This is a genomic window from Dryocola clanedunensis subsp. sulfonylureivorans, from assembly GCF_016756775.1.
GTDB classification, from domain to species: Bacteria; Pseudomonadota; Gammaproteobacteria; order Enterobacterales; family Enterobacteriaceae; genus Dryocola; species Dryocola clanedunensis.
This window is the reverse complement of the sequence record NZ_JAERMU010000033.1, coordinates 1-21152: the sequence shown is the minus strand read 5'-3', so window position 1 is coordinate 21152 and position 21152 is coordinate 1. Positions and strand designations below refer to the sequence as shown.

Below are 21152 nucleotides of genomic sequence, written 5' to 3'. Positions count from 1 at the left end.
CTTTTTATGTTGCAGTTTTTGCAACGTCACGTTGTTAATATATCAATTTCAGCAACGCATTTCCTGTCATATAGTGGTTTCATTCTCGCAAACATGACACGGCTTGCGACCCTTACAAGAAACACAACACGACAATTACGGAGTCCTACGATGGCTAATTATTTCAACACCTTGAACCTGCGTCAGCAGCTGGCGCAACTGGGTAAATGTCGTTTCATGGCGCGTGACGAATTCGCCGATGAAGCAAGCTACCTCAAAGGTAAAAAAGTCGTCATCGTCGGCTGTGGCGCGCAGGGTCTGAACCAGGGCCTGAACATGCGTGACTCCGGTCTGGACGTTGCCTACGCTCTGCGCTCAGAAGCGATTGCTGAGAAGCGCGCTTCATGGCGTAAAGCGACTGAAAACGGTTTTAAAGTTGGTACATACGAAGAGCTGATCCCGCAGGCTGATCTGGTTGTTAACCTGACGCCAGACAAACAGCACTCTGCGGTAGTAAAAGCCGTTCAGCCAATGATGAAAGACGGCGCGGCGCTGGGTTATTCCCACGGCTTCAACGTGGTTGAAGTTGGCGAGCAAATCCGTAAGGACATCACCGTGGTGATGGTTGCACCTAAATGCCCAGGTACCGAAGTTCGCGAAGAATACAAACGTGGGTTCGGTGTTCCAACGCTGATTGCGGTTCACCCGGAAAACGATCCGAAAGGTGAAGGCATGGCTATCGCTAAGGCATGGGCTGCTGCAACTGGCGGTCACCGTGCGGGCGTACTGGAATCTTCCTTCGTTGCGGAAGTGAAATCTGACCTGATGGGCGAGCAAACTATTCTGTGCGGCATGCTGCAAGCGGGTTCCCTGCTGTGCTTCGACAAGCTGGTGGAAGAAGGCACCGACCCGGCTTATGCAGAAAAACTGATTCAGTTCGGTTGGGAAACCATCACCGAAGCCCTGAAGCAGGGCGGCATTACGCTGATGATGGACCGTCTGTCCAACCCGGCGAAAATTCGTGCTTACGCGCTGTCCGAGCAGCTGAAAACCATTATGGCACCGCTGTTCCAGAAGCATATGGACGACATCATCTCCGGTGAGTTCTCCTCCGGCATGATGGCTGACTGGGCGAACGACGATAAAAACCTGCTGACCTGGCGCGAAGAGACCGGCAAAACCGCGTTTGAAACCGCGCCGCAGTTTGAAGGTAAAATCTCTGAGCAGGAGTACTTCGATAAAGGCGTTCTGATGATCGCGATGGTGAAAGCGGGCGTTGAGCTGGCATTTGAAACCATGGTTGATGCGGGCATCATCGAAGAGTCTGCTTACTACGAGTCACTGCACGAGCTGCCGCTGATTGCGAACACCATCGCTCGTAAGCGTCTGTACGAAATGAACGTGGTTATCTCCGATACCGCAGAGTACGGTAACTACCTGTTCTCTTACGCTGCGGTACCGCTGCTGAAAGAGTTCATGACAACGATTCAGGCAGGCGATCTGGGTAAAGAAATCCCGGCCGCTGCGGTAGATAACGCCCAGCTGCGTGACGTAAACGAAGCCATCCGCAACCATGAAATCGAGAAAGTGGGCCAGAAGCTGCGTGGCTACATGACCGATATGAAACGCATTGCTGTAGCGGGTTAATCTTCAGTAGATGCAAAAAGGCCGGGAAATTTCCCGGCCTTTCTTTTAGTTACGGTACAGCACCTTAATGATGTGGTAACCGAACTGGGTATGCAGCGGGCCGTAAGGCTCCAGCAGCGGGCAGGAGAACACCACTTTATCAAACGCCGGAACCATCTGGCCCTGGCGGAACTCACCCAAATGTCCGCCTTTTTTGCCTGACGGGCAGGTGGAGTGCTTCTTAGCCAGCTTTTCGAAGTCGCCGCCGTTTTTCAGCTGTTCGAGAATTTCCTGGGCCTGTTTTTCTTCCTTAACAAGGATATGCAGTGCTGCCGCGGTTTTTGCCATGATAGTACCTTGAGTCGTATGGATTACGCTCGCTATACTACCACGCTGTTTTTCTTCCCTCCTGACTTTCATTGAGTGATCTTATGCGTTTAAACCCTGACCAACAACAAGCCGTCGAATTTGTCACCGGACCCTGCCTGGTCCTGGCGGGCGCTGGCTCCGGCAAAACGCGAGTGATCACCAATAAGATGGCGCATCTGATCCGTGAGTGCGGTTATCAGGCACGTCATATTGCCGCCGTCACCTTTACCAACAAGGCGGCCCGCGAGATGAAAGAGCGTGTGGCGCAAACGCTGGGTCGCAAAGAGGCCCGGGGTCTGCTGATCTCAACGTTCCATACGCTGGGTCTGGAAATTATCAAGCGTGAATATGTGGCGCTCGGCATGAAGTCAAACTTCTCGCTGTTTGACGATACCGATCAGGTTGCGCTGCTTAAAGAGCTGACGGAAGGGCTGCTCGAAGACGATAAAACGCTGCTTCAGCAGCTGATCTCGACGATCTCCAACTGGAAAAACGATCTGCTGACGCCCTCTCAGGCGGCGGCTCAGGCGAAAGGCGAGCGGGATCGCATTTTCGCTCATTGCTATGGCCTGTACGATACGCACCTGAAATCCTGCAACGTGCTGGATTTTGACGATTTGATTGCGTTGCCAACAATGCTTTTGCAGCGCAACGAGGAAGTCCGCGAGCGCTGGCAAAACCGCATTCGCTATCTGCTGGTGGATGAATATCAGGATACCAACACCAGCCAGTACGAGCTGGTGAAGCTGCTGGTTGGCGCGCGCGCGCGCTTTACCGTGGTGGGGGATGACGATCAGTCAATCTATTCCTGGCGCGGTGCCCGCCCGCAAAACCTCGTGCTGCTGAGCCAGGATTTTCCGGCTTTGCAGGTCATCAAACTTGAGCAGAACTATCGTTCTTCCGGGCGCATTCTTAAAGCGGCGAACATCCTCATCGCCAATAACCCGCACGTTTTCGAAAAACGACTCTTTTCTGAGCTGGGATACGGTGCGGAGCTGAAAGTAGTTACCGCCAACAGCGAGGAACACGAGGCGGAGCGCGTCATTGGCGAACTTATCGCCCACCATTTTATCAATAAAACCGGCTATAAAGATTACGCGATCCTCTATCGCGGTAACTTCCAGTCGCGGGTGTTCGAGAAGATGCTGATGCAGAACCGCATCCCGTATCGCATCTCCGGCGGTACGTCTTTCTTCTCCCGCCCTGAAATCAAAGATCTGCTGTCTTATCTGCGCGTGCTTACCAACCCGGATGACGACAGCGCTTTCCTGCGCATCGTCAACACGCCAAAACGCGAAATCGGGCCTGCGACATTGCAGAAGCTGGGCGAATGGGCGATGCAGCGTAATAAAAGCCTGTTTACCGCCAGCTTCGATTTTGGTCTCAGCCAGACGCTAAGCGGACGCGGCCTGGAGTCGCTTCAGCGGTTTACCCACTGGCTGCGCGATGTGGCAACGCTTGCCGAACGAGAGCCGGTTGCGGCAGTGCGCGATCTTATCCATGGCGTGGACTACGAAAGCTGGCTTTACGAAACGTCCCCAAGCCCGAAAGCGGCGGAAATGCGTATGAAGAACGTCAATCAGCTCTTCAGCTGGATGACGGAAATGCTTGAAGGTTCGGATATCGACGAGGCAATGACGCTGACCCAGGTCGTCACAAGATTCACGCTGCGCGACATGATGGAACGTGGAGAAAGCGACGAAGAGGCGGACCAGGTTCAGCTGATGACGCTCCACGCCTCGAAAGGGCTGGAATTCCCCTACGTCTTTTTAGTCGGCATGGAGGAGGGGCTGCTGCCCCACCAGAGCAGCATCGACGAGGACAACATTGATGAAGAGCGCCGTCTGGCCTACGTTGGCATCACCCGTGCTCAAAAAGAGCTGACGTTTACGCTGTGTAAGGAGCGCAGACAGTATGGTGAGCTGGTACGCCCGGAGCCAAGCCGCTTCCTGCTGGAACTACCGCAGGATGACCTGCAGTGGGAGCAGGAGCGTAAAGTGGTTTCTGCGGAAGAACGTATGCATAAAGGGCAGAGTAATGTAGCCAACATCCGTGAAATGCTGGCAAAAGCGCGGAAAAGCTAACTTATTTTATTGTCAGCGCCCAGTGAACGTAGCTTTGCCACAGGCTTTCCTGTTCCAGCAGTTCTGCCCCTAGCGGGTGACAAGCAAGCCAGTTTGACGGCAGCTTAAGATGCAGCGCTTCACCTTCAGCCTGAAGTTCGATGGCTGGCAGGATGTCATCGCGACGGCGGCTGGCGAAGATAATCGCTAAACGCAGAAGCCGACAAAGACGCTCCGCAATACGGGGCGGCACGGCGTTCTGCTGGTGAAGTGACGAGAGATCGACCGGGTTGGTCTGGTTCAGCAGCAGCGTAGCCAGAAGTTTTTTCTGAGCAGGCGTGTAGCCCGGTAAATCCAGGTTTCGCACCAGATAAGCCGCGTGAATGGGGGCCTGTTTGAAATCCACACTTAGCCCAATTTCATGGAGCAAGGCTGCACTTTGCAGCATATCTTTGCTAAGCCTGTCCAGATCCCACTCATCCGCAACGCTGTTGGCAAACGCCTGTGCCAGCTGCTGTACCCGCTCGGCCTGAGCGATATCGACCATAAAACGACGCTGCACGTTGCGAATCGTACGGCTGCGGATTTCTTGATCGACGGTCAGATGCAACATGCCATAGACCAGACCTTCACGTAGCGCACCGCCAGCAAGCGTCATACAGTCGATATTGAGCTGTTCGAAAATGGCGATAAGAATGGCCAGGCCGCTTGGGAACACCAGCGCTCGCTCAAGCGTCAGCCCTTCAATTTCTAACTCTTCCAGACGGCCGCACTGGATAGCGCGCTGTTTGAGCTGTTGCAGTTTGGCAAGCGTGATGCGCTCGTCCATACCTTGCGCCATCATAATTTCCTGCAAAGCCTGAACGGTTCCGGATGCCCCGACGCAGACTTTCCAGCCATGATGTTTAAGTTTCTTAAGAACGGGCTGCAGGACTTCACTGGCGGCCGCTTCGGCGGCGGCGAAGTTCTCTTTTGCCAGATTACGGTCGCTGAAGAAACGCTCAAGCCAGGTGACACAGCCCATCGACAAGCTGAAGAGCGCCGTTGTTTGTGCGCCTGTGCCGGTGACTAATTCCGTGCTGGCGCCGCCAATATCCACAACGAGGCGCTGATCGGCTCCGCCAGTAGTATGGGCAACACCCTGATAAATAAGACGTGCTTCTTCTTCGCCGCGAATAATTTGCACAGGACAGCCCAGGATTTTCTCGGCTTTCTCTATGAATACGTGAGCGTTGGTTGCAAGACGCAGCGTTGCCGTAGCAACAACGCGGATTTGCGTTTGGGGAATATCTTGTAGACGTTCAGCGAACAAGCGCAGACATTGCCAGCCGCGCTCCATAGCTTCAGCAGAAAGGGTATTGTCGCTGTTTAAGCCCGCCGCAAGGCGGACTTTTCGCTTGATGCGGGCCAGGGTCTGTATCGTCCCAGCCACCTCACGTACAACTAACATATGGAAACTGTTAGAACCTAAATCAATAGCGGCATACAGTGAGGTGGAGCTAAGCATAGATTTTTAACCTGCGCGACGACGATTACCACGGGACGCACCGCCACCACGGCGAGGACCGTTACCGGAACGGGTACGGGTCAGACGCTTAGGTGGTGGAAGCTCGCTTAACAGTGCTTCTGGTTTGTACTTACTGACTGGAATCGAGTGGCCGATATAGGTTTCGATTGCAGAAAGGTTCAGCGCGTAATCTTCACAGGCCAGGCTGATAGAGTGACCGCTTGCGCCAGCACGACCAGTACGACCAATACGGTGAACGTAATCTTCACAGTCATCCGGCAGATCGTAGTTAAAGACGTGCGTGACGGCCGGGATATGCAGACCGCGGGCGGCAACGTCAGTAGCTACCAGAATGTCCAGATCGCCACGGGTGAACTCATCAAGGATACGCAGGCGTTTCTTCTGCGCGACGTCGCCGGTCAGCAAGCCAACACGGTGTCCGTCTGCAGCCAGGTGGCCCCAGATATCTTCACAACGGTGCTTGGTGTTAGCAAAGATAATGGCACGGTCTGGCCATTCTTCTTCGATCAGCGTCTGCAACAGGCGCATTTTTTCGTCGTTAGAAGGGTAGAACAGCTCTTCTTTAATACGGTGGCCGGTTTTCTGCTCCGGCTCAACTTCCACGTATTCGGCGTTGTTCATCTGTTCAAACGCCAGTTCGCGAACACGATAAGAGAGCGTTGCGGAGAACAGCATGTTCAGACGCTGAGTGACCGGCGGCATGCGGCGGAACAACCAGCGGATATCTTTAATGAAGCCCAGGTCGTACATGCGGTCGGCTTCGTCCAGCACAACAACCTGAATAGAACCTAAATTAATGTGATTTTGCTTGGCGTAGTCGATTAAACGACCGGTTGTGCCAATCAGAATATCGACGCCACTTTCCAGCACCTTAAGCTGTTTATCGTAGCCATCGCCACCGTATGCCAGCCCGAGTTTCAGGCCCGTGGACTGCGCCAACGGCTCTGCATCGGAGTGGATCTGCACTGCCAGTTCACGAGTCGGCGCCATAATTAAGGCACGCGGCTGGTTCACCTGACGGTTCTCTGGAACAGGGTGAGAGAGTAAATAGTGGAACGTTGACGTCAGGAACGCCATCGTTTTGCCAGTTCCTGTTTGCGCCTGACCTGCAACGTCACGATTCGCCAGCGTCAGCGGTAGTGCCAGTGCCTGAATTGGGGTGCAGTTATGAAAGCCTTTAGTTTCAAGGGCTTCAATCACCTTAGGGTGCAGGGCGAAGTCGGAAAACTTCTGTTCGGTCAAATGTGTTTTGCTCATAGTGTGGTAGAATATCAGCTAACTATTGCTTTACGAAAGCGTATCCGGTGAAATAAAGTCATCCTTAAGTTGGTTAATGCTACACCAACAAGGTAGACATAATCCTGTGGAGTAGAACATGAGCGATAAAATTATTCACCTGACTGACGACAGTTTCGACACGGATGTACTAAAAGCTGACGGGTTGATCCTCGTTGATTTCTGGGCAGAGTGGTGTGGTCCTTGCAAAATGATCGCCCCGATTCTTGATGAAATCGCTGATGAATTTCAGGGCAAACTGACTGTTGCTAAACTGAACATCGATGAGAACCCGGGCACCGCGCCTCGTTATGGCATCCGCGGTATCCCTACGCTGCTGCTGTTTAAGAACGGTGAAGTGGCCGCCACCAAAGTTGGTGCGCTGTCAAAAAGCCAGTTAAAAACTTTCCTGGAAAGTAATCTGGCTTAATGGGGTCTCAGCCCGGGCGTGCGCGGTTGGCAAATTTTTGCTAGCTGCTGGACGCCCGGCGTCAGTCATGCTAAGTTACTTTTACTGCACCTTAGAACTTGTCTTAAAGTTTGAACCTTGTAATACCCAATGCTTCCCTTTCGTTATCGCTAAGACACCAATTTTTCAGTGAGCACAGGGTTGCATAATCGATTTCGGGCGTATCACCCATTCCGTCGTGTCGTTTCAGCTCTGCGTTTTTCCTATGACCAGGCAGCGATAAGACATGTGGTGCTGGCCATTAAACAGGCATGGATTTCCTGCCATACCATTCACGAAACATGTTCGAGATTTACCCCGAGTTTAAGAACCCACCATTATGAATCTTACCGAATTAAAGAATACGCCGGTTTCTGAGCTGATTACTCTCGGCGAAAATATGGGGCTTGAAAATCAGGCCCGCATGCGCAAGCAGGACATTATCTTCTCTATCCTGAAGCAACATGCCAAGAGTGGCGAAGACATCTTTGGCGATGGTGTGCTGGAGATACTGCAGGACGGATTTGGTTTCCTCCGCTCCGCAGACAGCTCCTACCTCGCCGGTCCCGATGACATCTACGTTTCTCCCAGCCAAATTCGCCGTTTCAACCTCCGCACAGGGGATACCATCTCCGGTAAGATTCGTCCGCCGAAAGAAGGCGAGCGTTACTTTGCCCTGCTGAAAGTAAACGAAGTTAACTATGACAAACCGGAAAATGCGCGTAGCAAAATCCTGTTTGAAAACTTGACCCCGCTGCATGCCAACTCTCGTTTGCGCATGGAGCGTGGTAACGGTTCTACCGAAGACTTAACGGCTCGCGTACTGGATCTGGCATCGCCAATCGGTCGTGGCCAGCGTGGGCTGATCGTGGCACCACCTAAAGCCGGTAAAACCATGCTGCTGCAAAATATCGCGCAGAGCATCGCTTATAACCACCCGGACTGCGTACTGATGGTTCTGCTCATCGACGAACGCCCGGAAGAAGTGACCGAGATGCAGCGTCTGGTTAAAGGTGAAGTTGTTGCTTCTACCTTTGATGAGCCAGCATCCCGCCACGTTCAGGTAGCCGAAATGGTTATCGAAAAAGCGAAGCGCCTGGTTGAGCATAAAAAAGACGTTATCATCCTGCTCGACTCCATCACCCGTCTGGCCCGTGCTTACAACACCGTTGTACCAGCATCCGGTAAAGTACTGACAGGTGGTGTGGATGCGAACGCCCTGCACCGTCCAAAACGTTTCTTTGGTGCTGCGCGTAACGTGGAAGAGGGCGGCAGCCTGACCATCATCGCCACCGCACTGGTCGATACCGGTTCTAAAATGGATGAAGTTATCTACGAAGAATTTAAAGGTACCGGCAACATGGAACTGCATCTGGCGCGTAAAATCGCTGAGAAACGCGTATTCCCTGCTATCGATTACAATCGTTCTGGTACGCGTAAAGAAGAGCTTCTTACCACTCAGGAAGAGCTGCAGAAAATGTGGATCCTGCGCAAGATTATTCACCCAATGGGTGAGATCGACGCAATGGAGTTCCTCATTAATAAGTTGGCGATGACGAAAACCAACGATGAGTTCTTCGATATGATGAAACGCTCGTAAAGAATAAAAACTCGGGGAACGCCACGCTTAGACGTGGCGTTTTTCTTTGCTGGTATATACGATATACATGCGACATTTGCAGCTAGACACATTCTTTGGCAAAGGATGCCATCTGGGTCTAATAGTAGTCCTGCATGTGATGCGATTAAATAACGAGCGGATTGTTCAGGGATGAATCACGTACAATCACATCGGACGGGAACTGAACATCCTGACCTTTTATTTTGCAGAGAGCTTGCATAGTGAATTTAATCACCGCTGGTACCGACCTTGTCTGTATTCTTTTATTTACGACCATTTTTTTATTTTTTGCGCGCAAGGTAGCTAAAAGAGTAGGTCTGGTTGATAAGCCCAACTTCCGAAAACGCCATCAAGGGCTAATTCCACTTGTGGGCGGTATTTCCGTCTACGCGGGGATCTGTTTCACATTCCTGATAGCAAATTACTACATTCCCCATGCCTGGCTTTATCTAATTTGTGCTGGTGTGCTGGTTTTTGTTGGCGCACTGGACGATCGCTACGATATCAGTGTGAAAATAAGAGCATCGGTACAGGCCGTAATCGGTATTGTCATGATGGTTGTCGGGAAATTGTATCTCAGCAGTCTTGGCTATATTTTCGGTTCCTGGGAAATGGTGCTGGGCCCGTTTGGCTATTTTCTGACCCTCTTCGCCGTGTGGGCAGCCATCAATGCTTTCAATATGGTCGATGGCATTGATGGGTTACTGGGCGGGCTTTCATGTGTCTCGTTCGCCGCCATGGGGATCATTCTGTTCTTCGACGGGCAGATTAGTCTGGCGATGTGGTGTTTCGCCATGATTGCGGCCATCGTTCCTTACATCATGCTTAATTTGGGTGTTTTCGGCCGACGCTATAAGGTCTTTATGGGGGATGCGGGAAGCACCTTGATTGGCTTTACCGTCATCTGGATCCTGCTCGAAACCACTCAGGGTAAAACCCACCCTATTAGCCCTGTCACCGCGTTGTGGATTATTGCTATTCCGTTGATGGACATGATTGCCATTATGTATCGTCGCCTGCGGAAAGGAATGAGCCCTTTCTCCCCGGATCGTCAGCACATACATCACCTGATTATGCGCGCCGGCTTCACCTCCAGACAGGCTTTCGTTCTGATTACCCTCGCAGCAGCCATCCTTGCAACCATCGGCGTAATGGCAGAATACATTCATTCAATCCCCGAGTGGCTAATGTTGGCATTATTCTTGCTTGCATTTGTACTCTATGATTATTGCATTAAACGAGCCTGGAAAGTGGCCCGCTTTATAAGGCGTTTTAAGCGCCGTCAACGTAGAAACAGCAGCATTTCTTAATTCTGAAAGTAATTGGGGAAGTGATGAGACAAAACGTGCCAGGAAGTAACCCGGGAATGGTAGACAACGAGTTGGACATTCGTGGTTTATTCCGGACACTGTGGAAAGGAAAATTCTGGATAATCGGCATCGCGTTTGCGTTTGCCCTTATCGCGTTGGTTTATACCTTTTTTGCACGCCAGGAATGGAGTGCTAATGCGATAACCGACCGGCCAACGGTCAACATGCTGGGAGGCTACTACTCTCAGCAGCAATTCCTGCGCAATCTGGATGTCCGAGCGAATTCAGTACCGGTTGACCAGCCTTCTGTTATGGATGAAGCCTACAAAGAATTCATCATGCAGCTGTCTGCTTATGATACCCGTCGCGACTTCTGGCTGCAGACTGACTATTACAAGCAGCGTCGGGTCAAAAACAGCAAGGCCGATGCCGCTCTGCTTGATGAGATGGTGGATAACATTCAGTTCACCACCGGGGATATCACCCGCAATCTCAACGACAGTGTAAAGCTCATTGCTGAAACCGCAGCGGATGCAAATAACCTTTTACGTCAGTACATTGCCTTTGCCAGCCAGCGTGCCGCAAGTCACCTGAATGAGGAACTGACGGGGGCGTGGAATGCGCGCACCGTGCAGATGAAAGCTCAGGTTAAACGCCAGGAAGCGGTTGCAAAGTCAATTTATGACCGAAAAGTGAACAGCGTAGAACAGGCGTTAAAAATCGCCGAACAGCAAAATATTGCCAGGAGTGAAACAGACGTTCCGGCAGACGAACTTCCCGATTCGGAAATGTTCATGTTGGGCCGCCCAATGCTCCAGGCAAGACTGGAAAGTCTACGTGCAGTCGGACCTGATTATGACATCGATTACGATCAGAACCGCGCCATGCTGTCCACGCTGAATGTTGGTCCGACCCTCGATCCTCGTTTTCAGACATACCGTTATTTACGTACCCCAGAAGAGCCTGTTAAACGTGACAGCCCGCGTCGTGCATTCTTACTGGTCATGTGGGGTGCGGTAGGGGCCCTGATAGGTGCTGGTGTGGCATTAGCCCGTCGCCCTAAAGTGTTATAACCCCTTTTAAGGTGAAGGCTCGATGGACGATCTTCACCCTATTAACAAAAGAGAATCGCTGTGAAAGTGTTAACAGTTTTTGGCACGCGACCAGAGGCCATCAAAATGGCTCCTTTGGTCCACGCGTTGGCAAAAGACGCGTTTTTTGACGCAAAGGTTTGTGTGACGGCTCAGCATCGCGAGATGCTGGATCAGGTATTGAGTTTATTTTCCATCACGCCGGATTACGATCTCAACATTATGAGTCCAGGACAGGGGTTAACGGAAATAACCTGTCGAATTCTGGAAGGCCTGAAGCCCATTCTTGAGTCATTCAAACCCGATGTTGTGTTGGTTCATGGCGACACAACCACCACGGTGGCAACCAGCCTTGCGGCTTTTTATCAGCGCATTGCTGTCGGCCACGTTGAAGCTGGTCTGCGCACCGGGGATCTCTACTCCCCGTGGCCTGAAGAAGCGAACCGGACGCTAACTGGTCATCTTGCGATGTACCATTTTGCGCCGACTGAGAATTCGCGGCAAAACCTGCTACGCGAAAATATCAGCGACAATAAAATTTTTGTTACCGGCAATACGGTTATCGATGCGCTGATTTCCGTGCGGGACCGTGTTATGGCGGACGATGAACTGCGCGTTAGCCTCGCTCAGTGCCATCCGTTCCTCGACGCTTCGAAGAAACTTATTCTTGTCACCGGCCACCGTCGTGAAAGCTTCGGCGATGGTTTTGAGCGTATTTGCTTGGCGCTGGCGGACATCGCTAAAGAAAACAGCGATGTACAGATTGTCTATCCGGTACATCTCAACCCAAATGTTAGCGAACCGGTAGAGCGCATTCTTGGCGATATAGACAATATAGTGCTGATCAAACCGCAGGAGTATCTGCCGTTTGTCTACCTGATGAACCATGCTTATCTGATTCTGACGGACTCAGGTGGCATTCAGGAAGAAGCACCGTCGCTCGGCAAACCCGTGCTAGTGATGCGAGACACAACGGAACGTCCGGAAGCCGTCAAAGCGGGAACCGTTCGGCTGGTGGGCACCTATCCTTCCGTTATCGTCCGCGAAGTTACGCGTCTGCTGCGTGATGAAAATGAATACCAGGTTATGAGCCGTGCGCACAACCCGTACGGGGATGGCAGAGCCTGTGACCACATTTTGGCTGCATTGAAAAAAAGTCAGGTGAAACCATGAGTTTTACAACCATCTCCGTTATTGGCCTTGGCTATATAGGTTTACCTACGGCGGCAGCGTTTGCCTCCCGTCAGAAAACTGTAGTCGGTATCGATATCAACCAGGTTGCGGTGGATACCATTAACCGCGGCGCTATCCATATTGTGGAGCCGGACCTGGATAAAGTTGTTAAAACTGCCGTTGAAGCGGGTTTTTTGCGAGCTAGCACGCAGCCCGTTGAAGCGGATGCTTACCTGATCGCCGTGCCTACACCGTTCCAGGGCGATCACGAACCCGATATGGCTTTCGTGAAGTCCGCAGCAGTGTCTATCGCGCCAGTCCTGAAGAAAGGGGCGCTGGTGATTCTGGAGTCTACTTCTCCGGTAGGATCAACCGAGCAGATCGCCGAGTGGCTGGCGGCGTTGCGTCCTGACCTGAGCTTCCCGCACCAGGCAGGCGAAGCGGCGGATATTAACGTGGCCTACTGCCCTGAGCGCGTCTTACCGGGACAGGTGATGGTTGAGCTTATCAAGAACGACCGTGTGATTGGCGGTATGACGCCAGTCTGTTCGGCGCGAGCCAGCGAACTGTACAAAATCTTCCTTGAAGGGGAGTGTGTTATCACCAACTCCCGCACGGCAGAAATGTGCAAGCTAACGGAAAACAGCTTCCGTGACGTGAATATCGCTTTTGCGAATGAACTGTCGCTAATTTGTGCCGATCAGGGGATTAACGTCTGGGAACTGATTCGCCTGGCGAATCGTCATCCGCGCGTCAACATTCTCCAGCCAGGCCCTGGCGTGGGTGGGCACTGTATCGCCGTTGACCCGTGGTTTATCGTGGCCCAAAACCCGCAGCAGGCGCGTTTGATTCGCACCGCGCGTGAAGTCAACGACGACAAGCCGCACTGGGTGATTAACCAGGTTAAAGCTGCCGTGGCTGACAGCCTTGCAGAAAGCGGTTGCCGCGCGAGCGAGCTTAAAATTGCCTGCTTTGGCCTCGCCTTCAAACCCAATATCGATGATTTACGCGAAAGCCCGGCGATGGAAATTACCCGAATGATTGCCGGCTGGCACAGCGGTGAAACGTTGGTGGTCGAGCCGAACATTCATCAGCTGCCGAAAAAGCTGGATGGGCAATGTCAGTTAGTGTCCCTTGATGCCGCATTACAGCGGGCTGATGTGCTGGTCATGCTCGTCGACCATAACGACTTTAAAGCTATCGCAGCGGACAAAATCCAGCAGCGCTGGATTGTCGACACGAAAGGCGTCTGGCGATAACTCGCCTCGCTGGGGGGCAAATCATGATCGGTCAGCTACACGCCCGGCTTGAAAACCTGGACTGGGAAAACCAGTTCTTTGGCGTCAATAGCGGCATTGTTCGCTTTACCGATGATGCCCCGCCGCTGACGGTGGAACGGCTGGCCGCGTACGGAAGAGTGCAGGCTAAAATTCCCGCCCACCGTATCGACTGGCTGGATGCCCTACAGCAGCTTGGCTTTCAACTGGTCGAAGGGGAAGTCGATCTGGTAATGACCGTTGGCACGGATCGTGCTCATCCCTTGATGGCGAAGGCACAACCTTCCGACATCCCTAAACTGCGCGATATCGCCGCACAAATCTTCACGCAGAGCCGTTTTCGTGCGCCGTGGTATCAGCCCGACGACAGCGGACGCTTTTACGCGCAGTGGATTGAAAACGCGGTCCTCGGCACGTTTGACCATGAGTGTCTGCTGCTGAAAACAGGCGATGAGATAAGCGGTTTCGTTAGTCTGCGCCAGCTGAACGATAAAGAAGCCCGAGTGGGTCTACTGGCAGGGCGTGGCGTGGGTGAGACATTGATGAATGCTGCTGCGGACTGGTGCCAGCAACGCAATATCTCCACCTTGCGCATTGCCACTCAGATAAGCAACACGGCCGCGCTGCGACGTTACATTCAAAGTGGTGCCACGATAGAAAGCACCGCCTTCTGGTTATACAGGTGAAAAAATGATCCCATTTAATGCTCCGCCGGTAGTAGGTACGGAAATCGAATACATGCAGGCTGCAATGGGCAGCGGTAAGCTTTGCGGCGACGGTGGCTTTACGCGCCGCTGCCAGCAGTGGATGGAGCAGCGATTTGGCAGCAAGAAAGTGCTGCTTACGCCGTCCTGTACCGCTTCGCTGGAAATGGCCGCGATCCTCCTCAACATTCAGCCTGGTGATGAAGTCATCATGCCGAGCTATACCTTCGTTTCGACCGCAAACGCCTTCGTACTGCGCGGCGCGACGATCGTTTTTGTGGATGTTCGCCCGGATACCATGAACATCGACGAAACGCTGATTGAAGCGGCTATCACCGAAAAAACCCGCGTCATTGTGCCGGTTCACTATGCGGGCGTTGCCTGTGAGATGGACACCATCATGGCGCTGGCGAAGAAACATAATTTATTTGTCGTGGAAGATGCGGCTCAGGGAGTGATGTCGACCTACAAAGGCCGCGCGCTGGGTTCCATCGGCCATATCGGTTGCTTCAGCTTCCATGAAACCAAAAACTATACTGCCGGTGGTGAAGGTGGCGCGACGCTGATTAACGATCCGTCGTTGATTGAGCGTGCTGAAATCGTCCGTGAAAAGGGCACCAACCGTAGCCAGTTCTTCCGCGGTCAGGTAGATAAATATACCTGGCGCGATATCGGCTCCAGCTATCTGATGGCGGATCTCCAGGCTGCCTATCTCTGGGCGCAATTAGAAGCTGCGGAGAAGATTAACCAGCAGCGCCTGAAGCTCTGGCAAACTTACCATGATGCGCTGGCCCCGCTTGCTCGTGCAGGCCGTATCGAGCTGCCTTCGGTGCCGGAAAACTGCGTGCAGAACGCCCACATGTTCTATATTAAACTCCGTGATGTGGAAGACCGTACGGCCCTGATCTCATATCTGAAAGAAGCTGAGATTATGGCGGTGTTCCATTACATCCCTCTGCATTCCTGCCCGGCAGGGGAGAGGTTTGGTTACTTCCACGGAGAGGATAACTTCACCACCAAAGAGAGCGAGCGCCTGGTGCGTCTGCCGCTGTTTTATAACCTCGCTCCGGCTAACCAGCGTACTGTCATCAATACGTTGTTAAGCTACCTCTCCTGATATGTCATTAGCGAAAGCTTCAGTGTGGACCGCAGGGTCCACGCTGGTCAAAATTGGCGTGGGCCTGCTGGTGGTAAAACTGCTGGCGGTGGCCTATGGCCCAAGCGGTGTAGGCCAGGCAGGTAACTTCCGGCAGCTGGTGACGGTGCTGGGCGTGCTGGCCGGTGCCGGTATTTTTAACGGCGTCACCAAATACGTTGCTCAGTACCACGACGATCCTCAGGAACTCCGTAAAATTCTCGGCACCTCGTCGGCGATGGTGCTGGGATTCTCGACTTTGCTGGCAATCATTTTCGTCGTGGCAGCCAAACCTATCAGCGTCGGGTTGTTCGGCCATGACCAGTATCAGAACTTAGTTCGGCTGGTTGCCCTGGTGCAGATGGGGATCGCGTGGGCGAACCTCTCTCTTGCTATCATGAAGGGCTTCCGTGATGCGGCGGGCAACGCCCTGGCGCTGATTGGCGGTAGCCTTATTGGGGTAGTGGCATACTATCTTTGCTATCGTCTGGGGGGCTATCAGGGGGCGCTTCTGGGTCTGGCACTGGTACCTGCGCTGGTACTTGTTCCGGCTGGATTCATGCTGGTGCGCCGCGAACATATCCCCCTTGCTTACCTGAAGCCGCAGTGGGACAAAGTTTACGCCAGCAGTCTGGGTAAATTCACCATTATGGCGGTGATCACCTCTATCACGCTGCCCGTCGCGTACGTGATGATGCGAAACCTGCTGGCGGAGCATTACAGCTGGAACGACGTAGGGATCTGGCAGGGCGTGAGCAGCATTTCGGATGCTTACCTGCAGTTCATCACCGCATCTTTCAGCGTTTATTTGCTGCCAACGCTCTCGAGACTGACCGCAAAGCAAGACATCTCGCGCGAGATTGTGCGTTCTCTGAAGTTTGTGCTGCCAGCGGTGGCCGCCGCGAGCTTCACCGTGTGGCTGCTGCGTGATTTTGCTATCTGGCTGCTGTTTTCCCAGAAATTTATCGCCATGCGAGACCTGTTTGCCTGGCAGCTGGTGGGTGACGTGCTGAAGGTTGGCGCCTATGTTTTCGGCTATTTAGTCATCGCCAAAGCGTCGCTGCGCTTTTATATTTTGACTGAAATCAGCCAGTTTGCTTTATTAACCGGCTTTTCACGCTGGTTGATCCCAGCCCACGGCGCACTCGGTGCCGCGCAGGCCTATATGGCGACGTACATTGTGTACTTCACCCTGTGCTGCGGCGTGTTTCTTATTTATCGTAGACGACCATGACGACACTGATTCACGTTTTGGGATCGGATATCCCGCATCACAACCAGACGGTTCTGCGTTTCTTTAACGACGCTTTAGCCGCCTCTACACCTCACGCTCGCCAGTTTATGGTGGTCGCAACGGACAGTACGCTGAATTCGGCTTTTCCGGAGCTGGCAATTGAGCTATTCCCGACGAAGAAAGCGCTCGCGCAGGCGGTGGTCGCGAAAGCTCGCGCGGATCGCAAGCAGCGGTTTTTCTTCCACGGCCAGTTCAATAGCCCGCTATGGATTGCGCTGCTGACCGGAGGCCTGAAACCCGCCCAGGTTAGCTGGCACATCTGGGGGGCGGATTTGTATGAAGCTTCTCGCAGCCTCAAGTTCCGCCTGTTTTATGTCCTGCGGCGCATTGCGCAGGGACGCGTCGGACGTGTCTTTGCTACCCGTGGGGATCTCACTCATTTCCATCAGAGCCATCCGCGCGTGCCGGGCGAGCTACTCTACTTCCCGACTCGTATGGATCCCGCACTCAATACTATGAGCAGCGACGAAAAAACTGATGGCAAGCTAACGCTGTTAGTGGGGAACTCGGGCGACCGCAGTAACCAGCACATAGCCGCGCTTCAGGCAATTCATAGTCAGTTTGGCGATACCGTGCGGGTTGTCGTCCCGATGGGCTACCCGTCAAATAACAATGCCTATATCGGGGAAGTGCAGCAGGCTGGCAGCGCGTTGTTCAGCGAAGAAAATTTGCAGGTGCTGACCGAGAAAATTGAATTTAACGATTATCTGGCGCTGCTCCGTCAGTGCGATCTCGGCTACTTCATTTTTGACAGACAGCAGGGGATCGGCACGCTTTGCCTGCTGATTCAGGCGGGTATTCCATGCGTGCTGAGCCGTAAAAACCCATTCTGGCAGGATATGGTCGAACAGCATGTTCCCGTACTGTTTACCGGTGACCCGCTCAATGAAACGGTAGTACGCGAAGCGCAGCGTCAGCTACGGTTGGTGAATAAACAGCAGATCGCCTTCTTCAGCCCCAACTATCTTGACGGCTGGCATCAGGCGTTAGCGACAATATCAGGAGAGACCGCATGAGTTTGCCCGAATTTGGCGGTCTTTTCGTCGTGTGGTTTGTCTCGGTGATGTTTATCGGCTTACTGACATATCAGGAGTTTCGCCGGGTACGTTTTAACTTCAACGTCTTTTTCTCGCTGCTGTACTTGCTTACCTTCTTTTTCGGCTTCCCGTTTACCTGCACGCTGGTCTTCAGGTTCGGGGTAAGCGTGGTGCCGGCAGATGTGCTGTTGCAGGCCCAGCTGGCGGCGACGTGTTTCTACGCCATCTACTACGTTGCCTATAAAACCCGGCTGCGTGCTAAACGTGAGGCAACAGCTCCCCGGCGTCCTGTCTTCACCATGAACCGGATCGAAACTCACCTCATGTGGGTGATCCTGGCTACGGTCGCGCTGGTCAGCGTTGCCGTCTTCTTTATGCACAACGGTTTCCTGCTGTTTAAGCTGCACTCATACAGCCAGATTTTCTCCAGCGAAGTCTCGGGCGTGGCGTTGAAGCGCTTTTTCTACTTCTTCATTCCGGCGATGCTGGTGGTGTATTTCCTTAAGCAAGACGGCCGTGCGTGGATGTTTTTCCTGGTTAGCACCGTGGCGTTTGGCCTGCTGACTTATATGATTGTTGGCGGCACTCGCGCCAACATCATCATCGCTTTTGCCATCTTCCTGTTTATCGGTATTATTCGCGGCTGGATCTCATTGTGGATGCTGGCGGCGGCGGGTGTGTTCGGCATTGTGGGTATGTTCTGGCTGGCGCTGAAGCGCTACGGTCTGAATGTCAGCGGCGACGAGGCGTTTTATACCTTCCTGTACCTGACGCGAGATACCTTCTCGCCGTGGGAAAACCTGGCGCTTCTGCTGCAAAACTACGACAAAATTGATTTCCAGGGGCTGGCGCCAATCGTGCGCGATTTCTATGTTTTCATCCCCTCCTGGGTATGGCCAGACCGTCCGAGTATCGTGCTTAACAGCGCAAACTACTTCACATGGGAAATTCTGAACAATCACTCTGGCCTTGCTATCTCTCCGACGCTGATTGGCTCACTGGTGGTGATGGGCGGCGTCTGGTTTATTCCGCTGGGCGGGGTTGTGGTAGGGCTTATCATCAAATGGTTCGACTGGCTTTACGAGCTGGGCAACCAGGAAACTAACCGCTATAAGGCGGCGATTTTGCACAGTTTCTGCTTTGGTGCAATATTCAACATGATAGTGCTGGCCCGTGAAGGCGTGGACTCGTTTGTCTCCCGAGTCGTTTTCTTCCTGATGGTGTTCGGCATCTGTCTGCTGTTGGCTAAACTTCTGTATTGGTTATTTGAAAGCGCGGGCCTTATCCACCAGAGAATGCGGCGAGCGCCCCGGGTGGAGACGGAAACGCAAAACGCATGACAAGGAACATCATGAACGAGTCGGTTAACGCGCCTGAATACAGTATTCGCGGCCTTAAGCTGCTGGGCTGGCGTGATATGCAGCACGCGCTGGATTATCTCTATGACGGCGGGGCGCTAAGATCTGGCACGCTGGTGGCGATCAACGCTGAAAAAGTGCTGACGGCAGAGCGCGACGCGGAAGTGCGTGAGCTGATTAAGGCTGCGGAATTTAAATATGCCGACGGCATCAGCGTCGTGCGATCTATTCGCAAAAAGTATCCCCAGGCAAAAGTCTCCCGCGTACCGGGAGCTGACCTGTGGGAAGCATTGATGGAGAAAGCTGGACACGAAGGCACGCCGGTATTCCTCGTCGGCGGCAAGCCTGAAATCCTGGCCCAGACGGAAGCCAAACTCCGCAGGCTGTGGAACGTCAACATCGTGGGTAGCCAGGATGGCTACTTCAAAGCAGAGCAGCGTCAGGCGATGTTTGAACGCATTCGCGACAGCGGAGCGGCGATAGTTACCGTGGCGATGGGCTCCCCGCGTCAGGAAATCCTGATGCGTGACTGCCGCTTGGTTTATCCGCAGGCGTTATACATGGGCGTAGGCGGGACCTACGATGTGTTCACAGGCCACGTTAAACGGGCACCAAAGATATGGCAAAAACTCGGTCTGGAGTGGCTTTACCGGCTGCTTTCCCAGCCAAGCCGCCTTGGAAGGCAGCTTAAACTCCTGCGCTATCTGGCCTGGCACTACACTGGCAGGCTGTAATCACCTCAACGCGCTCAAATGAGCACGTTTCACCTGATCGGCGGCAGGGTTTTTCATGCTGACGGTGACACGGGTTTATGAGGTAATTGGCCGTAATAACATGCGTTCACAGCAAAATTCGCACGGATAAACGACAGAACGCACAAAGCGTAACCAAACGCGCATTTTATTTAAATAACCACTAGACAGCTGACCGTGAAGCCCGTAATATCCGACCCCGCAACGGCGCTACGCGCCCGTAGCTCAGCTGGATAGAGCGCTGCCCTCCGGAGGCAGAGGTCTCAGGTTCGAATCCTGTCGGGCGCACCATTTAACGAATGGCGCTAGAGCTGCGGTGGTAATTAACGTACCGCGTGAAAGATTTTACAGTGGTGGCTATAGCTCAGTTGGTAGAGCCCTGGATTGTGATTCCAGTTGTCGTGGGTTCGAGTCCCATTAGCCACCCCATTAATTTAGTGGTTATGATGCGAAGGTGGCGGAATTGGTAGACGCGCTAGCTTCAGGTGTTAGTGTTCTTACGGACGTGAGGGTTCAAGTCCCTCTCTTCGCACCAATCATCTAAGTTAAGTAAAATTGGGTAGTAAGCAGTAAAGCAGTATTTCGGCGAGTAGCGCAGCTTGGTAGCGCAACTGGTTTGGGACCAGTGGGTCGGAGGTTCGAATCCTCTCTCGCCGACCACATTTAAGAAACCCCGCTTTTTAGCGGGGTTTTTTGCGTCTGTAGTTTCAAGAGGATGAGAACCTCCGAAGGAGGTTTGAGCCGAGCGCAGCGAGACAACGTTGCTTTAGCAACGGCCCGCAGGGGAATAATCCTCTCTCGCCGACCACATTTAAGAAACCCCGCTTTTTAGCGGGGTTTTTTTGCGTCTGTATCCCGGGCACATTGGCGGATGGCACTTCGTTTATCCGCCCTTGTATCTTGAACCGGTAGCTGGTTAGCTACCGGTTACACGAAACGGAGGAAGCTTGTATCCGCCCTGAAGACGCCGATCTTTCTTCGTAGCTTAAGCCCTCCGTTTCACCTTTCACGTCACTCAAAATCCGAACGGTAACCAGAAGCTCTGACTTCGTATGTACAAGGCTGGAATGACGTGTTGGCTCAGGTGAAATGAGACAAAATATGTTCACTCT

General features: G+C 53.0%; 17 protein-coding genes, 4 tRNA genes and 1 other RNA gene. 19 read left to right on the top strand and 3 right to left on the bottom strand.

The genetic code is table 11. From position 1 onward, the window contains the following. Positions 1 to 150: 150 nt before the first annotated feature. A complete protein-coding gene (ilvC, locus tag HYQ67_RS21625; RefSeq protein WP_202307682.1) occupies positions 151 to 1626 on the top strand; it encodes a ketol-acid reductoisomerase in 1476 nt (491 codons plus the stop codon). Between the two features lie 45 nt (positions 1627 to 1671). On the opposite strand, the gene ppiC is transcribed toward ilvC, so the two are convergent. Then, positions 1672 to 1953 (bottom strand): peptidylprolyl isomerase PpiC, encoded by a 282-nt coding sequence (gene ppiC / locus HYQ67_RS21620; RefSeq protein ID WP_202307680.1) that lies wholly within the window; start codon positions 1951 to 1953, stop codon positions 1672 to 1674. Between the two features lie 83 nt (positions 1954 to 2036). Between ppiC and rep the strand changes: the two genes are divergently transcribed. Next, positions 2037 to 4058: a DNA helicase Rep gene (gene rep / locus HYQ67_RS21615; RefSeq protein WP_202307678.1), complete on the top strand. Its 2022-nt coding sequence runs from the start codon at positions 2037 to 2039 to the stop codon at positions 4056 to 4058. A 1-nt stretch (position 4059) separates the two neighbouring features. Here the strand turns inward: rep and gppA are convergent, their stop codons facing one another. Further along, positions 4060 to 5544 carry a guanosine-5'-triphosphate,3'-diphosphate diphosphatase gene (gene gppA, locus HYQ67_RS21610; RefSeq protein ID WP_202307676.1) on the bottom strand — a complete coding sequence of 495 codons (1485 nt, stop codon included), beginning with the start codon at positions 5542 to 5544 and terminating at the stop codon, positions 4060 to 4062. Positions 5545 to 5550: 6 nt separating this feature from the next. Beyond that, entirely contained in the window at positions 5551 to 6822 is a 1272-nt protein-coding gene (rhlB, locus tag HYQ67_RS21605; RefSeq protein WP_202307674.1) for an ATP-dependent RNA helicase RhlB, read from the bottom strand. A gap of 118 nt (positions 6823 to 6940) precedes the next feature. Here rhlB and trxA point away from each other — a divergent pair, with 118 nt between their 5' ends. The 17 genes from trxA to HYQ67_RS21520 all read left to right on the top strand — a co-directional run bounded on the left by trxA (position 6941) and on the right by HYQ67_RS21520 (position 20848). Continuing rightward, the gene (gene trxA, locus HYQ67_RS21600) at positions 6941 to 7270 is read left to right on the top strand and encodes a thioredoxin TrxA (protein WP_202307672.1); all 330 of its coding nucleotides are present in this window, start codon (positions 6941 to 6943) and stop codon (positions 7268 to 7270) included. A 358-nt stretch (positions 7271 to 7628) separates the two neighbouring features. Beyond that, positions 7629 to 8888 carry a transcription termination factor Rho gene (gene rho, locus HYQ67_RS21595; RefSeq protein ID WP_121266803.1) on the top strand — a complete coding sequence of 420 codons (1260 nt, stop codon included), beginning with the start codon at positions 7629 to 7631 and terminating at the stop codon, positions 8886 to 8888. Positions 8889 to 9130: 242 nt separating this feature from the next. Further along, positions 9131 to 10219: a UDP-N-acetylglucosamine--undecaprenyl-phosphate N-acetylglucosaminephosphotransferase gene (gene wecA, locus HYQ67_RS21590; RefSeq protein ID WP_202307670.1), complete on the top strand. Its 1089-nt coding sequence runs from the start codon at positions 9131 to 9133 to the stop codon at positions 10217 to 10219. 23 nt (positions 10220 to 10242) lie between these two features. After that, positions 10243 to 11292, top strand: a complete 1050-nt coding sequence (gene wzzE, locus HYQ67_RS21585; RefSeq protein ID WP_202307653.1) for an ECA polysaccharide chain length modulation protein — start codon at positions 10243 to 10245, stop codon at positions 11290 to 11292. A 60-nt stretch (positions 11293 to 11352) separates the two neighbouring features. Continuing rightward, the gene (gene wecB / locus HYQ67_RS21580) at positions 11353 to 12483 is read left to right on the top strand and encodes a non-hydrolyzing UDP-N-acetylglucosamine 2-epimerase (RefSeq protein WP_202307645.1); all 1131 of its coding nucleotides are present in this window, start codon (positions 11353 to 11355) and stop codon (positions 12481 to 12483) included. After that, entirely contained in the window at positions 12480 to 13742 is a 1263-nt protein-coding gene (gene wecC, locus HYQ67_RS21575; RefSeq protein ID WP_202307643.1) for a UDP-N-acetyl-D-mannosamine dehydrogenase, read from the top strand. The genes wecB and wecC overlap by 4 nt, the downstream gene beginning before the upstream one ends. Before the next feature lie 23 nt (positions 13743 to 13765). After that, positions 13766 to 14446: a dTDP-4-amino-4,6-dideoxy-D-galactose acyltransferase gene (rffC, locus tag HYQ67_RS21570; RefSeq protein WP_202307641.1), complete on the top strand. Its 681-nt coding sequence runs from the start codon at positions 13766 to 13768 to the stop codon at positions 14444 to 14446. Positions 14447 to 14450: 4 nt separating this feature from the next. After that, complete coding sequence (gene rffA / locus HYQ67_RS21565; protein WP_202307639.1) at positions 14451 to 15581, top strand: dTDP-4-amino-4,6-dideoxygalactose transaminase; 1131 nt, start codon at positions 14451 to 14453, stop codon at positions 15579 to 15581. A gap of 1 nt (position 15582) precedes the next feature. After that, positions 15583 to 16833 carry a lipid III flippase WzxE gene (gene wzxE / locus HYQ67_RS21560; RefSeq protein ID WP_202307638.1) on the top strand — a complete coding sequence of 417 codons (1251 nt, stop codon included), beginning with the start codon at positions 15583 to 15585 and terminating at the stop codon, positions 16831 to 16833. Then, positions 16830 to 17909 carry a TDP-N-acetylfucosamine:lipid II N-acetylfucosaminyltransferase gene (locus HYQ67_RS21555; protein WP_202307629.1) on the top strand — a complete coding sequence of 360 codons (1080 nt, stop codon included), beginning with the start codon at positions 16830 to 16832 and terminating at the stop codon, positions 17907 to 17909. Before wzxE ends, HYQ67_RS21555 begins: the two co-directional genes overlap by 4 nt. After that, the gene (gene wzyE / locus HYQ67_RS21550; protein ID WP_202307627.1) at positions 17906 to 19270 is read left to right on the top strand and encodes an ECA oligosaccharide polymerase; all 1365 of its coding nucleotides are present in this window, start codon (positions 17906 to 17908) and stop codon (positions 19268 to 19270) included. Before HYQ67_RS21555 ends, wzyE begins: the two co-directional genes overlap by 4 nt. Before the next feature lie 11 nt (positions 19271 to 19281). Continuing rightward, positions 19282 to 20022, top strand: a complete 741-nt coding sequence (gene wecG / locus HYQ67_RS21545) for a lipopolysaccharide N-acetylmannosaminouronosyltransferase (RefSeq protein WP_202307625.1) — start codon at positions 19282 to 19284, stop codon at positions 20020 to 20022. A 232-nt stretch (positions 20023 to 20254) separates the two neighbouring features. Further along, positions 20255 to 20331, top strand: a tRNA-Arg gene (locus tag HYQ67_RS21540). A gap of 62 nt (positions 20332 to 20393) precedes the next feature. Beyond that, positions 20394 to 20469 (top strand) — tRNA-His (locus HYQ67_RS21535). A 19-nt stretch (positions 20470 to 20488) separates the two neighbouring features. Next, positions 20489 to 20575, top strand: a tRNA-Leu gene (locus tag HYQ67_RS21530). Positions 20576 to 20623: 48 nt separating this feature from the next. Further along, positions 20624 to 20700 (top strand) — tRNA-Pro (locus HYQ67_RS21525). Positions 20701 to 20734: 34 nt separating this feature from the next. Beyond that, positions 20735 to 20848: non-coding RNA, RtT sRNA (locus HYQ67_RS21520), on the top strand. Positions 20849 to 21152 lie beyond the last annotated feature (304 nt).

What these genes read in the sequence shown, in the direction of transcription:
- wzyE (WP_202307627.1), top strand. Translation starts at nt 17,906, where the DNA reads ATGAGTTTGCCCGAATTTGGCGGTCTTTTCGTCGTGTGGTTTGTCTCG.
- wzxE (WP_202307638.1), top strand. Translation starts at nt 15,583, where the DNA reads ATGTCATTAGCGAAAGCTTCAGTGTGGACCGCAGGGTCCACGCTGGTC.
- rffA (WP_202307639.1), top strand. Translation starts at nt 14,451, where the DNA reads ATGATCCCATTTAATGCTCCGCCGGTAGTAGGTACGGAAATCGAATAC.
- ppiC (WP_202307680.1), bottom strand. Translation starts at nt 1,953, where the DNA reads ATGGCAAAAACCGCGGCAGCACTGCATATCCTTGTTAAGGAAGAAAAA.
- ilvC (WP_202307682.1), top strand. Translation starts at nt 151, where the DNA reads ATGGCTAATTATTTCAACACCTTGAACCTGCGTCAGCAGCTGGCGCAA.
- HYQ67_RS21555 (WP_202307629.1), top strand. Translation starts at nt 16,830, where the DNA reads ATGACGACACTGATTCACGTTTTGGGATCGGATATCCCGCATCACAAC.
- wecC (WP_202307643.1), top strand. Translation starts at nt 12,480, where the DNA reads ATGAGTTTTACAACCATCTCCGTTATTGGCCTTGGCTATATAGGTTTA.
- gppA (WP_202307676.1), bottom strand. Translation starts at nt 5,544, where the DNA reads ATGCTTAGCTCCACCTCACTGTATGCCGCTATTGATTTAGGTTCTAAC.
- rffC (WP_202307641.1), top strand. Translation starts at nt 13,766, where the DNA reads ATGATCGGTCAGCTACACGCCCGGCTTGAAAACCTGGACTGGGAAAAC.
- rho (WP_121266803.1), top strand. Translation starts at nt 7,629, where the DNA reads ATGAATCTTACCGAATTAAAGAATACGCCGGTTTCTGAGCTGATTACT.
- trxA (WP_202307672.1), top strand. Translation starts at nt 6,941, where the DNA reads ATGAGCGATAAAATTATTCACCTGACTGACGACAGTTTCGACACGGAT.
- rhlB (WP_202307674.1), bottom strand. Translation starts at nt 6,822, where the DNA reads ATGAGCAAAACACATTTGACCGAACAGAAGTTTTCCGACTTCGCCCTG.
- wzzE (WP_202307653.1), top strand. Translation starts at nt 10,243, where the DNA reads ATGAGACAAAACGTGCCAGGAAGTAACCCGGGAATGGTAGACAACGAG.
- rep (WP_202307678.1), top strand. Translation starts at nt 2,037, where the DNA reads ATGCGTTTAAACCCTGACCAACAACAAGCCGTCGAATTTGTCACCGGA.
- wecG (WP_202307625.1), top strand. Translation starts at nt 19,282, where the DNA reads ATGAACGAGTCGGTTAACGCGCCTGAATACAGTATTCGCGGCCTTAAG.